The sequence below is a fragment of the Pseudomonas sp. OV546 genome (assembly GCF_900116845.1).
Taxonomy (GTDB): Bacteria; Pseudomonadota; Gammaproteobacteria; order Pseudomonadales; family Pseudomonadaceae; genus Aquipseudomonas; species Aquipseudomonas petroselini.
The window spans coordinates 138758-152086 of the sequence record NZ_FPCE01000014.1; the positions used below are offsets into that span (position 1 = coordinate 138758).

General features: G+C 61.8%; 10 protein-coding genes. 3 read left to right on the top strand and 7 right to left on the bottom strand.

All coding sequences use genetic code 11. The features are described 5' to 3' along the window. Position 1: 1 nt before the first annotated feature. The gene (locus BM403_RS26055) at positions 2-1327 is read right to left on the bottom strand and encodes an OprD family porin (RefSeq protein WP_093545764.1); all 1326 of its coding nucleotides are present in this window, start codon (positions 1325-1327) and stop codon (positions 2-4) included. 308 nt (positions 1328-1635) lie between these two features. Here BM403_RS26055 and mhpT point away from each other — a divergent pair, with 308 nt between their 5' ends. Beyond that, on the top strand, positions 1636-2844 hold the full coding sequence (gene mhpT, locus BM403_RS26060; RefSeq protein WP_093545766.1) for a 3-(3-hydroxy-phenyl)propionate transporter MhpT: 1209 nt from the start codon (positions 1636-1638) through the stop codon (positions 2842-2844). On the opposite strand, the gene BM403_RS26065 is transcribed toward mhpT, so the two are convergent. From BM403_RS26065 to BM403_RS26075, 3 genes are all read right to left on the bottom strand, one after another. Further along, the gene (locus BM403_RS26065) at positions 2822-3769 is read right to left on the bottom strand and encodes a SphA family protein (RefSeq protein ID WP_012724465.1); all 948 of its coding nucleotides are present in this window, start codon (positions 3767-3769) and stop codon (positions 2822-2824) included. The genes mhpT and BM403_RS26065 overlap by 23 nt on opposite strands. Before the next feature lie 81 nt (positions 3770-3850). Next, positions 3851-4618 (bottom strand): coniferyl-alcohol dehydrogenase, encoded by a 768-nt coding sequence (locus BM403_RS26070; protein WP_093545769.1) that lies wholly within the window; start codon positions 4616-4618, stop codon positions 3851-3853. Positions 4619-4707: 89 nt separating this feature from the next. Next, a complete protein-coding gene (locus BM403_RS26075) occupies positions 4708-6183 on the bottom strand; it encodes a benzaldehyde dehydrogenase (protein WP_012724467.1) in 1476 nt (491 codons plus the stop codon). A gap of 269 nt (positions 6184-6452) precedes the next feature. Here BM403_RS26075 and BM403_RS26080 point away from each other — a divergent pair, with 269 nt between their 5' ends. Both BM403_RS26080 and BM403_RS26085 read left to right on the top strand, forming a co-directional pair. After that, the gene (locus BM403_RS26080) at positions 6453-8213 is read left to right on the top strand and encodes a sigma-54-dependent Fis family transcriptional regulator (protein ID WP_093545772.1); all 1761 of its coding nucleotides are present in this window, start codon (positions 6453-6455) and stop codon (positions 8211-8213) included. Positions 8214-8311: 98 nt separating this feature from the next. Next, a complete protein-coding gene (locus BM403_RS26085; RefSeq protein WP_012724469.1) occupies positions 8312-8923 on the top strand; it encodes a TetR/AcrR family transcriptional regulator in 612 nt (203 codons plus the stop codon). Positions 8924-9255: 332 nt separating this feature from the next. Here the strand turns inward: BM403_RS26085 and BM403_RS26090 are convergent, their stop codons facing one another. The 3 genes from BM403_RS26090 to BM403_RS26100 form a co-directional block, all read right to left on the bottom strand. Then, complete coding sequence (locus BM403_RS26090; protein ID WP_093545774.1) at positions 9256-10359, bottom strand: polyamine ABC transporter substrate-binding protein; 1104 nt, start codon at positions 10357-10359, stop codon at positions 9256-9258. A gap of 40 nt (positions 10360-10399) precedes the next feature. Continuing rightward, the gene (locus BM403_RS26095) at positions 10400-11737 is read right to left on the bottom strand and encodes an alginate export family protein (RefSeq protein ID WP_093545777.1); all 1338 of its coding nucleotides are present in this window, start codon (positions 11735-11737) and stop codon (positions 10400-10402) included. 115 nt (positions 11738-11852) lie between these two features. Beyond that, positions 11853-13115, bottom strand: a complete 1263-nt coding sequence (locus tag BM403_RS26100; protein WP_093545859.1) for a serine hydrolase domain-containing protein — start codon at positions 13113-13115, stop codon at positions 11853-11855. Between the last annotated feature and the right edge of the window lie 214 nt (positions 13116-13329).

Genomic DNA, 13329 nt, shown 5'->3' on the forward strand with positions numbered 1-13329 from the left:
CCTACCAGAGCGCCACGGTGTAGAGCACCAGGAAGCGGGTCTGGTTTTCGTCGCGAAAGGCTGCGCCGCTGGGGAAGTCATTGCGGTAGATCGACTTGCGCGCCATGAACCCGACGTTCTTCAGCGGGCCGCTCTGAATCACATAGCCCAGCTCCATCTGGAACTCGCGCTCCTTGCGATCCTCGGCGTTGAAAGCCGCCAATTCGATGTTGTCGCCGCGCACATAGCGCAGCCGGCTTTTCAGCCCCGGCACACCCGCTGCGGCGAAATCGTAGTCATAGATGGCCTGCCAGGTGCGCTCCTTGGCGTTGAGAAAGTCCGAACTCATGGTCAGCTCGCTCATGCCCATCAACTCGGTGCCGGAAATATAGGGCGTGGCGGTCTCGCCGCTTGAATGCATGTAGCCAAGGCTCACGCGGTGGCCGCCCAGGCGGTAACCAAACAGCGCCGAGAGGTTGCGGTTATCCACGTTCCCGGCCTTGGCACTGCCGTCCTCGCGGCTGAAGAAGCTGCGCAGGTCACTGGTGAGCACGCCATCCCCCACCGGCAGGTTATGCAGCAACGCCAGGGTGTCCTGCTGGTAGAGGTCCGCGACCTGCGAGTGATAAACGCGCAGGCTGAGGTCTTTGTTGACCTGGTAGTCACCGCCGACGTAAGCCAGGTGCGAGGTGGTGGCGGTGGCATTGAAACGCCGGTTGGGCGAGGCCACGGTCATGGCCTGGTAGTCCGTGGAGTCGCGCTTGTTGATACGGTCGATATAGCCGGTGTTGAGGGTCAGGCCCTCGATGTCCTTGGAACTCAGGGTGGTGCCGCGAAAGGTCTGCGGCAGCAGGCGCGACGGGCTGGCGAAGGCGAACGGCAGGAAGATCGACACGTCACCCGCCTTCACCGTGGTTTGGGCAAACCGCAGCTTGGCGGTCGGGGCCAGGCGCGCGTATTCATCGGCGGCACGCTTGTCGCTGGCCGACACCGGCAACAACTCGGTGCCGCTGCGGTCCGGTGACGAATCGAGCTTGACCCCCATCAACCCACGCACATCCAGGCCAAAACCCACTGGGCCTGGGGTGTATCCCGATTCCAGGTTGAGGATGAACGCCTGGGCCCATTCCCGTGCGGCCGTCTTCGCACCGTCGTCCTTGTAGTCACGGTCCAGGTAGTAATTGCGCAGGGTCAAGGTACCGTGGCTGTCGTCGATAAAGCATGCCGCCCACAGTGGGGTGGGCAGCACACTCAAGGCCAGCGACGCCAGCAGCAGGCGTGGAATGTTGTTCGACACACAGGAGACTGACGCAGCCGCAACGGCGTCCTCCATCGGGAGTTCTGGCATGTTCGATGTCCATTTTTTGTTGTTGTTTTTGGGGTGTCACACGCTCGGCCCAGTCGGCTTTGCGAGCCAAGAATGGAAACAGCCGAGGGCGCTCGTCAACTGCAACTGAGCGATAATCGAACATTAATAAAACTATCTATTTTTCAGCCTCATATGGATCTCAATCATAACTACATGTTTTTGATCGCTTTATTCTTGTTTTTCAAGGTTTTTTATCCTCGATTCATTTTTTAGTTATCTTTATTATCTTAATCGCCAGCAGCCACTGAAGCTCGCCATCCCCATAAAAACAACAATGAGGTTTGCCCATGGACAGTCCATCGCGTCGTTCGACGCTGACTATTGCGTTGTGCTTTATCGTTGCGCTGATCGAGGGGTTCGATCTGCAAGCCGCCGGCACCGCCGCCGCCGGATTACGTCAAACGTTCGCCCTGGATCCGAAGATGCTCGGCTGGGTCTTCAGCGTCGGCATCATTGGCCTGCTGCCGGGGGCGTTCTTCGGCGGTTGGGTCGCCGACCGCATCGGGCGCAAGAAAATCCTGGTGATGGCAGTGCTGCTGTTCGGGGTGTTTTCCCTGAGCACCGCGTTTGTCGACAGCTATTCGAGCCTGTTGCTGGTGCGCTTCCTGACCGGCCTGGGGCTGGGCGCGGCACTGCCCAACCTGATCGCTCTGTGCGCCGAAGCGGTGAGTGAGCACAAGCGCGGCACCGCCATCAGCGTGATGTACTGCGGCGTACCGCTGGGTGGCGCCTTGGCTGCCGTGGTAGCGATGTTTTCCAGTGAACACTGGCAAACCACCTTTATCATCGGCGGCCTGGCGCCCTTGCTGGCCGTGCCGTTGATGATCCTGTTGCTGCCTGAATCCAGCGCCTTTCGCCAACAGCGCGACAACACCCCCGGCGCCCGCCCCACCACGTCCCAGGCGCTGTTCGGCGAGGGTCGCGCGCGCACCACACTGGCGTTGTGGCTCAGCTACTTCTTCACCCTGACCGTGATGTACATGCTGCTCAACTGGCTGCCGTCGCTGTTGCTGGAACAAGGCTTCAGTAAACCCCAGGCGGGCATGGTGCAGATGCTCTTCAATATCGGCGGCGCCCTGGGTTCACTGCTTGGCGGCGTGCTGCTGGACCGCTGCAATGCCGTCAAAGTGGTGTTGTGCGTGTACGCCGGGTTGCTGGCGGCCCTCGCGGGCGTGGGACTCTCAGTGGGCATCGTGCCCATGGCGATTGCCGGCTTTGCCGCCGGCTTGTTCGTCATGGCCGCGCAGTTGGTGCTGTACGCCTCGGCACCGCCCTCCTACCCCACCTCGGTACGCGCCACCGGCGTCGGTGCCGCGGTAGCCGTCGGCCGCCTGGGTTCGGTGGCCGGGCCGCTGGCGGCCGGCCAACTGCTCGCAGCCGGCGCCGGCACTGCGGGGGTCCTGTTGGCGACCTCCCCCGGGGTGGTGATTGCCGCGCTGACCATCATCAGCGTGATGGTGCGGGCCGCGCCACCTAGAACTTGTGCAGCCAATTGAGCACCAGTTTGTTGCCCTGGGTGCGGTTCTCAGCCTGCTGCTCAAAGTAGGCGTTCACCGACAGCACGTTTTCCTTGTTGAAGGCATAGACCAGGCCTGGGCCCATGGCCCAGACCTTTTCCCGCCGCCCACTCACGTCGTGCCCATCGACCTGGGTGTCGGTGATCTGCTTCAACCAGTAGCCATTCACCCCCACGCTCAGTTGTTGGTTCAAGGCATATTGCAGCGTCAGGTTGGCATGCAAGGCCTGGCCGGCCTGGGTATCGGAAACATCCCCGAAGCCTGCCTGTGGATCATCGTTCTTGCCGTTCCACAGGTACATGAAACGCCCGCTCGCCGACCATTTCGGGTTGAACCAGTACGTCGCCGCATAATACGGGTTGAATGACCAGAAGTTGCTGCCGGGGTTGATCGAACGATTGCGGTTATAGGCCCCCACCGGCACCGACACATCGGCCTCGACGCGCTGGGTCAACAGTGGGCTGCCATCGGCCCGGCTCAGTGTCGGCAGTTGCAGGAAGGCGCCAAGCGTCACGTCGCCAAAGCCTTCACGAGCACTCAACGCGGCGTTATGCAAACCATCATCGACATCCACATGGGCCAGCGAGGTGTTGATCAAGGTGAAGCCGGGCATGGCGCCATTGGCCAAAGGTTGACCGAGGTAGATGATCTGCGTGGTCGGCGCCACCACTTCCAGATCCTGTTTGGGCAATGCCAGCTTGTGGCCGTTGGCGTCGTTGAAACGGCTGGCGCGGGAGTACGTCAGGTACTCCTCCAGGTACCAGCCAGGGCCGGCCGGTGCCGGTGAGCCGTCGTAGAAACTGGTGCTGCCCAGGTTGAGTCCGGGCAAATCGTAAGCGTGTGCAGTCGATGACAGTGCGACAAAGGTCATGGCCGCAACTGCCCGCAAGATAGGCTTGAGCATCTTGTGTGTCCTGTATTTTTGTTGTTGTTCAAGACCCCCGGCACGGTGGATCCGCGCCGGGGTTTACCGCGGTTGCAGGCCCTACACGTAGGTGGCGGCCAACCCACCGTCCACCGGCAGATTGACCCCGTTGACCCAGCGTGCGGCGTCCGAGCAAAGGAAGGCGATCACCGCCGCCACCTCATCGGCCAGGGCTGGACGGGTCATGCGCTGGCTGTCCTCGGCCACCCGCTCCGGCCCGAGCAGGCTGACAAAGTCGCCCAGGATCGGGGTAAACACCGGCCCCGGCGCAACGCAGTTGATGCGCACCGAGTGATCGCGAAACCAGCCTTGGGCTTGCTGGAAGCTCCACACAATCAGCGCTTCCTTGAAGTACTGATAACAGGTGGCCTGCGCCACCGGATTGGCCGCCAGCCACTGCTGCCCTGCCGCGAAGTCTTGCGTGGCGGCCAGGGCCTTGTGCAGTTCCAGCCGTTGCGGCCATTGCGCGCCGAGCACCGACGCGACATTGACGATGCTGCCGCCCGCCGGCATGCGGGGCAGCAGCGCTTGCGTAAGATGCCGCAGCCCCAGGTAATTGACCTCGGCCACCGTCTGCGCGGGTGCCGTACCGGGCACGCCGGCAATGTTGCACAACCCGTCGACCCGTGCCGGCAGGCGCGCCGCCAAGGCATCGATGCTGGCAGGGTCACCCAAGTCCGCCTGGAAGAATCCATCCAGGGTCAATTGCGGTTCATGGCGATCAACGCCGATCACCGTGGCGCCCTGGAAACGCGCGAGCCGCGCCAATTCGGCGCCAATGCCGGAGGCGACACCGGTGACAACCAGGGTTTTGTTATGCAGGTTCATGTTCAAGCCCTCTTGTTTTTGTATAGGCATGGGTGGAGCAAACCGATGAGCCAGGGCTCAGTACGGCCACGACTCAGTACGGCCGAAACTCAGAACGGATAGACAGGCGGCGTGTTTTTCACCGTAACCCACTGCCACTGGCTGTACTCGTCCCAGTCGGCCGGCCCGCCGACGCTGCCGCCGTTGCCGGAAGCGCCGCGCCCGCCGAAGGGGTTGATGCATTCGTCGGCCACGGTCTGGTCGTTGATGTGCAACAGGCCGCAATTCAGCCGCTCGCCAATCGCCATGGCGCGCCCGACGGACGGCGAGATGATGGCGGCCGAGAGTCCATACTCAGTGCGGTTGGCCAGCTCGATGGCCTCCTCGTCGGTGGCAAAACTGACCACGCTGGCCACCGGGCCGAACACTTCGTCCTCAAAGGCGCGCATGCCCGGCCGCACGCCACTGAGCACGGTGGGCTGGTAGAACAACTGGTCATATTCGCCGCCAGCCTCCAAGCGTGCGCCTGCTTGCAGGCTGTCGCTGACGATCTCGTGCACGCGCTGCAATTGCCGCGGGTTGATCAACGGGCCGAGCGCTGCTTCACCCCGGGCGGCATTGCCCACGGTGAGCGCCCGGGCCTTGTCCACCAGCTTGCGCGTGAGACGTTCGGCGATGGATTCATGGGCAAGAATCAAGCCGGTCGCCATGCAGATTTGCCCCTGGTGCAGCCAGGCGCCCCAGGCCGCATTGCTTGCCGCCAGGTCGAGGTCGGCGTCGTCGAGAATGATCAACGGGTTTTTGCCACCCAGTTCCAGCGCGACTTTTTTCAAGTGACGCCCGGCCACCTCGGCGACTTTGCGCCCTGCCGCCGTGGAGCCGGTAAAGGTGATCATCTGCACATTCGGGTCACGGCACAGCGCTTCACCGACCGGCGCAGCACCGGGCAACACGTGCAGCAGGCCCTTGGGCAGGCCCGCTTCCTCGAACAGCCGGGCGATCAGAAAACCGCCGCTGACAGGGGTCTGCGGGTCGGGCTTGAGTACCACCGCATTGCCCGCCGCCAAGGCTGGCGCCACCGAACGCAGCGACAGCACCAGGGGGAAATTGAACGGTGAAATCACCCCGACCACGCCATGGGGCTGGCGCCGCGCATAGGACAGGCGCCCGGCCGCACTGGGCAGCACCAGCCCGTGCGGCTGGGACAACAGGCCCGCCGCCTGGTGCAGCAGCACGATCGCCTCGCGCACTTCGTGCTCACCTTTGAACAGCGCGCCCCCGGTTTCGCGGGCGACATACAGCGCAAGTTCGGCGAAGCACTGCTGAGCCAGGTCCGCCGCCTTGCGAAACACGGCGGCGCGTTCCCGTGGGCCGAGTGCGGCCCATGCCGGCTGGGCCAGGGCCGCGCTGCGACTGGCGACGGCGATGTCGGCCGCGTTGGCCATGGCGCACCGCATCAAGGGCTCGCCGGTGGCAGGTTCGATCACAGGCATCACGGACCCCGAGGCGGGTATCCAATCGCCGTTGAACAGGCATTCGGACTCAAGGGCCCGCTGTAACAGGTGGGTGGTTTCAGACACTGACATGGCAACTCCCGGTTCTTGTAATTGTCATCGCCTGCACATAGGCAAACGCCGCATCAGGTCTTGAGCAAAGGCTATGCCGCTTGCGCGCGGCGACGCTGACATAAATCGCCGAAGGCTCTATGCCGGGGCCCGCCACGTACCACTCAGCCATCAGGCGTCGGTCCGTGGCAAAAACCACGGCCTCGCCACTTGTTCAATTGATAAGGTTATGTTTAATAACTATCTGAGCAGTTACTCAAATCGTTCATTCGCTTTGCAGGGGCATAACAATGACTAATCCCCACAGCGCGCTGCCCGATGATCGGGTGGCCACCGCGCCCTATCATCCACGGGGCGACAGCCGCCAACTCAGCGACAGCAGCTCGCCGACGCCTGGAGAACTGGCCGACTGCCTGTTCTTTTCCCCAGAAGACGGGCGCATCTGGCTCAACGACCAACGCATGATGTTGCTGCACAGTTCCTCGTTCGGCGCCCTGCGCGGGGAAGTCATCGAGCGCCTGGGGCTGGAGCAGGCGCGCGGCCTGTTCACCCGCACCGGTTACGCCTCCGGCGCGCGGGATGCGCGGCTGATACGCGAGCGCTGGCCACAGGCCGATGCCGCCGCGGTGTTTCGCGCCGGGACCCACCTGCACACCCTGGAAGGCATGACCAAGGTCGAACCGCTGCATTTCAAGTTCGATGCCGACTCGGGGTTCTACGAAGGCGAGTTTCTCTGGCATCACTCCTGCGAAGCCGATGAGCACGTGAGCGCCTATGGCCTCGGCCAGGACCCGGTGTGCTGGACTGAAACCGGCTATGCCATCGGGTTTGTCAGCGGCCTCTTCGGGCAAATGGTGATTTTCCGCGAAGTGGAATGCCGGGGCATGGGCCATCGATGCTGCCGGGTGGTCGGCAAGACGGCTGAACAATGGGGTGACGTCGAGCAAGACCTGCGCTACCTGAACGTGTCCCAGGCCGTCACCAGCCCCGCCCCCTCCACCACTCCCGACCACCCAGTGAACCACGGCGCCTGGGTCAACCCGCCGCAAGCGCTGGTGGGCGCCAGCGCGGCGTTTAACGCCGCAACGCAAGCCCTGCAACGCGTTGCGCTGACCCCGGCGACGGTGCTGATCAGCGGTGAATCCGGGGTGGGCAAGGAGATGTTTGCGCGCCAATTGCACCAGCTCAGTCACCGGCACGAGCGCCCGTTTGTGGCGCTCAATTGCGCCGCCATCCCGGACAACCTGATCGAAGCCGAACTGTTCGGCGTCGAGCGCGGCGCGTATACCGGCGCCACGCACTCGCGCCCCGGGCGTTTCGAGCGGGCCCAGGGTGGGACACTGTTCCTCGACGAAATCACCAGCCTCAGCCTGGCAGGGCAAAGCAAATTGCTGCGTGCCTTGCAGGAACGCGAAATCGAACGGGTCGGCGGCGTGCGTGGGATCAAGGTGGATGTGCGGGTGGTAGCCGCCACCAATATTGATCTGCGCAAAGCCGTGGCTGACGGTACGTTTCGTGAAGACCTGTTCTACCGGTTGAATGTCTACCCCATCGCCCTGCCGCCCCTGCGTGAGCGCCGGGATGATATTCCGTTGCTGATCAACGCCTTCCTCACGCGCTTCTGCCAGGAATACGCCCGAACCCCGGCGGGCCTGACCATGCGCGCCCTGAAGGTACTGCTGCGCTACGACTTCGCGGGCAATGTGCGCGAGCTGCAAAACCTGATCGAACGCGGCCTGATTGCCAGCGACGAAGGCCAAGCCATTGACTTGGTGCATCTGTTTCGCAACGAACCCATGCCGACGGATCCCTATGGCCTGGACGACCATGGCAGCCTGTCCAACACGGGACTGCAAGCCCCACGCCCCGCGCTGCTGGACACCCTTGGCCAGTTGGACCAGGGCTTTTCCATTGATGGCCTGGAGTCGCGCCTGATCAATGAGGCGCTGCAACACAACGCCGGCAACCTCGCGGCCGCCGCCCGGCTCGTGGGCCTCAGCCGTGCGCAATTTGCCTACCGGCTGAAGAAGCATCAGCGGCAAACCTCGTGATTGGAAATGAGTGCTTTAAAAGCTTTACCCAATTAAGTATTTTGCAGAGGTACCGGGCTACAAGCGCCCTTTTTTCCTACTCGTGACAAGGATCTCCTGTGAGCGGACTGCGTGAACGTCAGAAAGCCGAACGCCGCCAAGCCATCAGCCAGGCGGCGATCGAACTGTTTGAGCGCCAGGGCTTCCAGAACACCACCATCGAACAGATCGCCAGTCAGGCCGGCGTGTCGCCGCCCACGGTGTTCAAGTATTTCGGCAACAAACAGGAAATCATCCTGGAGATCCTGCGCCACGCCGATCAGCGGGCCATCACTGATACCCGCAGCCTGATCCACACAATAGACGACCCGGTCGACGCGCTCTGCCACCTGGAACGGCTGCTCACGGGCTATGCCCTCGAAGTCATGCATCCCAGCCTGTGGCGCGAACTGTTGCCGCTGATCCTGTTCGGTGGCAGCAATGAACTGCCCGCAGGTTATCGGGCCATGAACGATGCCCTCAGGGCGCAAATCAGTGAACTGCTGAGGGAGCTGCAACGGGCCGGCAAGCTGCGCCCGCAACTCGATGTGGAACTGGCCGCATTCCTGTTGAACGACTACTCACACCTGCAACTGTTCAGGCTGGTCAACCAGGAACACCCGGATATCGATGCGCACTCTACGCAGGTCAGGCGTATCACCGAGTTGCTGTTCTACGGCATGCAGGCCTGAGGGCATAGGCATGTATATAAATCTTAAACGCTGACACATAACGCTGTGGCGAGGGAGCTTGCTCCCGCTGGGTCGCGAAGCGGCCCCAGTTCTTTGTTTCAAAAGACTGGGACTGCTGCGCAGTCCAGCGGGAGCAAGCTCCCTCGCCACGGGTTACTTTTCGCTCTTACTGCTTATTAACTGACTGGCATTAGGGCTTGCACCGCGCTGGGCAAGCCTGCTCACCACAAGCACCTCATGTTCTCAGGTTATGTCTTCATCGAAATGTATAGATCAATGGGCCTGACAGCTTCCAGGCTCGGGCCCGGCGGGCACGCACCGGGCCACACTGATCAGCGGTTGCTCTTGATGGCGGTCCAGGTGCGGGTACGGATGCGCTCCGCGGCAGCCGGGATCGGCTCGAGGGCGAACAGGGTCTTGCGCGCTTCGTCCGGCACATACATGTTCGGGTCGTTGCGGATGCTGGCGTCCACCAGCGCAGTGGCGTCCTTGTTCGGGTTGGGGTAGCCGATCTTGTTGCTGATACGCGCAATCACGTCCGGGCGCAGGATGTAATTGATGAACGCATGGGCCTCCGCCACATCGGGGGCCTTGGCCGGGATCGTCATCACGTCAGACCACATCGGCGCGCCTTCCTTGGGCAGCGCCATCTCGACCTTGACGCCCTTGCCGGCGGCATCCGCCAGTCGTGCGGCCAGTGCGACACCGCCGGACCAGCCCACGCCCACACAGATATCACCGTTGGCCAGGTCCATGCCGTAGCGCGACGAGTTGAAGTAACTGACGTAAGGGCGAATCTTCATCATCAGGGCCTGGGCTTGTACATAGTCCTCGCGCTTCTGGCTATTGGGGTCGAGGCCCTTGTAGTGCAAGGCAATCGGCAGGATCTCGTTGGCGGCGTCGAGGAAACCCACGCCACAACTAGCGAGCTTGGCGAGGTTTTCTTCCTTGAAGATGATGTCCCAGCTGTTCATCTGCACGTCAGGGCCGAGGGCTTTGCACACCTTGTCGACGTTGTAGCCGATCAGCGTGGTGCCCCACAGGTAAGGCACGGCGTAGCGATTGCCGGAGTCACCTGCGGTTTCCAGGGTTTGCATGAATTGCGGGTCCAGGTGCTGCCAGTTTGGCAACTGCTTGCGATCCAGCGGCTGCACTGCACCGGCCGTGATCAAGCGTCCCAGGTTGGAGGAGCCGGGAAACACCACGTCATACCCGGAGTTGCCCGTCAGCAGCTTGGACTCCATGGTTTCGACGGTGTCGAACACATCGTAAATCGGGCGAATGCCGGTTTCCTCCTGGAAGCTCTTGAGCACCTCGGGTGGCAGGTATTCGATCCAGTTGTAGATCCGTACGGTGCGTTCTTCAGCCAGGCAAAAACCACTGATCAACAACAAAGCGACAGTGCCCAGCACGGTGTTACGCAAAAAACTGTTCATGGTGAAAACACTCCAGCGCGGCCACGATGGCTCGCAGCACTTAATAGCGATAGGTGAAATACAGCTCCAGCGCACTGAACGTTTGGTCATCGCCGAACACCTGTTTGGCGGCGGCCAGTGGCTTGACCCAGTTGTACGATAGCGACGTATAGAACGACGGCGTGGGCGTCCAGTCGAGGAATACCACGCTCTCGTCGGCAAAGCGCCGATCGTTGACCGGTGCACCCATGTAGTTTTTCTCGTCCAGCCAGAACTGGTAGTGAATCGCACCGAGGGTCACGGTTTCGTTGAGGTGGGTCTTGAGGGAAAACTGCTGGACGTTTTCGTTGCTGTTGAACAGCAGGTAGTTACCCACCACGTCGCCGATCAGCCAGGTGCTCCAGTCGACAAAGCCCTTACTGAGCGGGTCCCAGGCTTTTTGCCGGTTGTCGGAGAGGTTGTCGTCGCCGGAAAAACTCGCGTAGCGGTAGCCGATGATCGGGGTCAGCGGCAATGTGCTGAACGCATAGTCCGCCTGGCCATACCAGGCATTGGCCGCGTAATCGACCCCCTCGCCGCTGCCGCGCTCCAACGCGTATTCGGCGTTCAAGGTCAGTGCCGGCATGCCGGGAACCTTGGCATTGAGCGCCCTCAGGTTGTACACCCGCATGCCGTCCCGGCGACGGGGAAGCGTGCTGCCTCTCGGGCCAAGGGCATTGACCTTCAACGCCATCGCACCCAGCGTCACCTGGTCATCGAGGTTGTAATCGAGGTTGACGCCGGTCATCCGGAAATCGCCCAGATCATCATCAGTGCGCAGGGTGAACGCCTGAGACTTCAGTGCGCCGTGGTCCCAGGCCAGGATCGCCGAGTCCTTGAAGGCGGTGCGAGGGCCCAGCCAGTAGGCAGCGTCTTTGTGCTGGTCGAGGTTACCGTCCATGACGATGAACCCCGTGCCGATCATGTAGTTCTGGCGGCCGGCGGTCAGCTTCCATTCGCCAGCGCGGAAACCACCGTAGAGTTCTTCGGCCGCGACCTTGCCGTCGGAACTGCGGGTGAAGCCACCGGCATCACCGTCGCCGAACGTGCTTGCCGCCACCAGCGAACCGCCCGCCAGCAGGCTGAAATCGGGTTGCACCGCGTACTCAAATTTGGCGCCCGGTTTTACGTAGAACTCTTGCCAGTTGATCCGGGCGCCGCCGTTTTTGCCGTTGCGCGCATCCACACGGCCGCTGCCGAAGTTGACGCCACGACTAAACAGCGTCGCCCCGCCCACCGTGAGGTTGACTTCACCCTTGAGATTGCCGTCCTCAAAGGTGTAGCCCGCCCATGCGACGTGGGTGGTCAAGGGTAAGCCGACCGCTAAGAGCGCTCGAGAGAAACGCTTGGTGAAAACCATAAGAAGCTCCTGTGGAATTATTGTTGTTACAGGGCAGTCAATGGCGACGCAGGGCGTCGCCAACACCTGGGCAAGCCAGGTGAATAGAACGCAAAACTCTTATTTTTTGACGGGGTCAGTGGCTCAGGTGGGCGGCAATCGCGCGCAGCATGCGCACGCTGTCGGTATCGAACGGGCTGACCGCCTCGTTCAGCGACGATTGCTTGACGATCACCACGCCCGACGGTTTGTCGATGAACAGGTATTGACCGTGAATGCCCCCGGCCATCAGGGCCTGGCTGTGGTCGTTGAACACGTACCACTGGCTTCGATAGGACGCACCGGGTGTCCAGTGGGAGAACTCGGCGTTTTGCGCGTAAACCGTCGGGTCGGCCCCTGCGGTGATGCGGGCGACGGTCTCGGGCGACAGCAGCTCAACCCCGTCCTGGCGGCCGTTGTTGGCCAGCAGGCGACCAAAACGCGCCATGTCGCGCAAGGTGGCACTAAAGCCCGCCCCGGCGACATTACGCCCCCACGGATCGGCGATGAAATACCCGTCGCGGTCGCACCCCAACTGCTGCCAGATACCCTCCAGCAGCTCACTGCAGGCGCTGCCCGAAGCCCGCTCCATCACCCACGCCAAGGCTTCGGTGGTGGCGGTCACATAGTGGAAAAACCCGCCGTGCACGCCACGTTTTTTCAGCGACGGCAGGTATTGGTACAACGACTCGAACTGAGCGTATTGCGCCAATGCCGGCTGGAAGCCACAGGCATAGCCGTACTGCGAGCTCTCTGAATTGGGGTCGTCATAGACCTCGCTGTAATCGATGCCCACCGCCATGTCGAAAAGCTGGCGCACCGTCGCATCACCAAACGCGCTGCCCACCAGTTCCGGCACGTAGTACCCGGCGGGCAGCTCGGGGTTGAGCACGCCGCGGGTCACCAGTTCTTCGCCCAGGGTGCCGACCAGCGATTTGGTCACCGAGAACATGATGTGCCGGTCACAGGCGCGCTGGCCGTTGAAGTAGCGTTCGAACAGCACGGTGTCACCCTGCATCACCAAAAAGGCATCGGTCTGGCTGGCCAGCAGATGCTCAATGACACTCACGCTCAACCCGCACTCACTGTCGAAGTACAGGGCATCCAACGCCTGTGGCGCGGTGTTCAAGGGCCCGACGGGGCCGGCGCCCGCGCGCACATCGATGGAGGGACGCAGTCGCGCCAGGTTGCGAAACCCCCACTGGTTAAAGGGCGGGTGCATCCAGTTGTGCCAAGTGACGCGGTATTTAGGCCCCGCCGGGAAGCCCTGCATCAGTAAAGGCGCCAAGCGGGGCTGGGTGGAAGACTCGTTCGTCTCAACGTAAAGGCTGGCCAATGACGGCATGATGTTCTGACCCATGGGATAACCCTGGAAATGACTCTGCATGCGAGCAGATGCCAGGTCATGATTAACCGACGAATATTCTTTAGTCAATAAAACTTTTAATCAAATAACCAAAAGCCCATTTGGTTTGATTCTGACGTGACCGATCTGCGCTGCTGTACATTGTCCTTAAATCCCCAGCCTTAACGAACGCGGTTAACTATGCTGAAGGACCCGTCCCGACTTCCCC

Bases quoted from the DNA above. Each gene is read 5' to 3' on its own strand.
- BM403_RS26080 (WP_093545772.1), top strand. From the start codon at position 6,453: ATGACTAATCCCCACAGCGCGCTGCCCGATGATCGGGTGGCCACCGCG.
- BM403_RS26055 (WP_093545764.1), bottom strand. From the start codon at position 1,327: ATGCCAGAACTCCCGATGGAGGACGCCGTTGCGGCTGCGTCAGTCTCC.
- BM403_RS26090 (WP_093545774.1), bottom strand. From the start codon at position 10,359: ATGAACAGTTTTTTGCGTAACACCGTGCTGGGCACTGTCGCTTTGTTG.
- BM403_RS26075 (WP_012724467.1), bottom strand. From the start codon at position 6,183: ATGTCAGTGTCTGAAACCACCCACCTGTTACAGCGGGCCCTTGAGTCC.
- BM403_RS26070 (WP_093545769.1), bottom strand. From the start codon at position 4,618: ATGAACCTGCATAACAAAACCCTGGTTGTCACCGGTGTCGCCTCCGGC.
- BM403_RS26100 (WP_093545859.1), bottom strand. From the start codon at position 13,115: ATGGGTCAGAACATCATGCCGTCATTGGCCAGCCTTTACGTTGAGACG.
- BM403_RS26095 (WP_093545777.1), bottom strand. From the start codon at position 11,737: ATGGTTTTCACCAAGCGTTTCTCTCGAGCGCTCTTAGCGGTCGGCTTA.
- mhpT (WP_093545766.1), top strand. From the start codon at position 1,636: ATGGACAGTCCATCGCGTCGTTCGACGCTGACTATTGCGTTGTGCTTT.
- BM403_RS26065 (WP_012724465.1), bottom strand. From the start codon at position 3,769: ATGCTCAAGCCTATCTTGCGGGCAGTTGCGGCCATGACCTTTGTCGCA.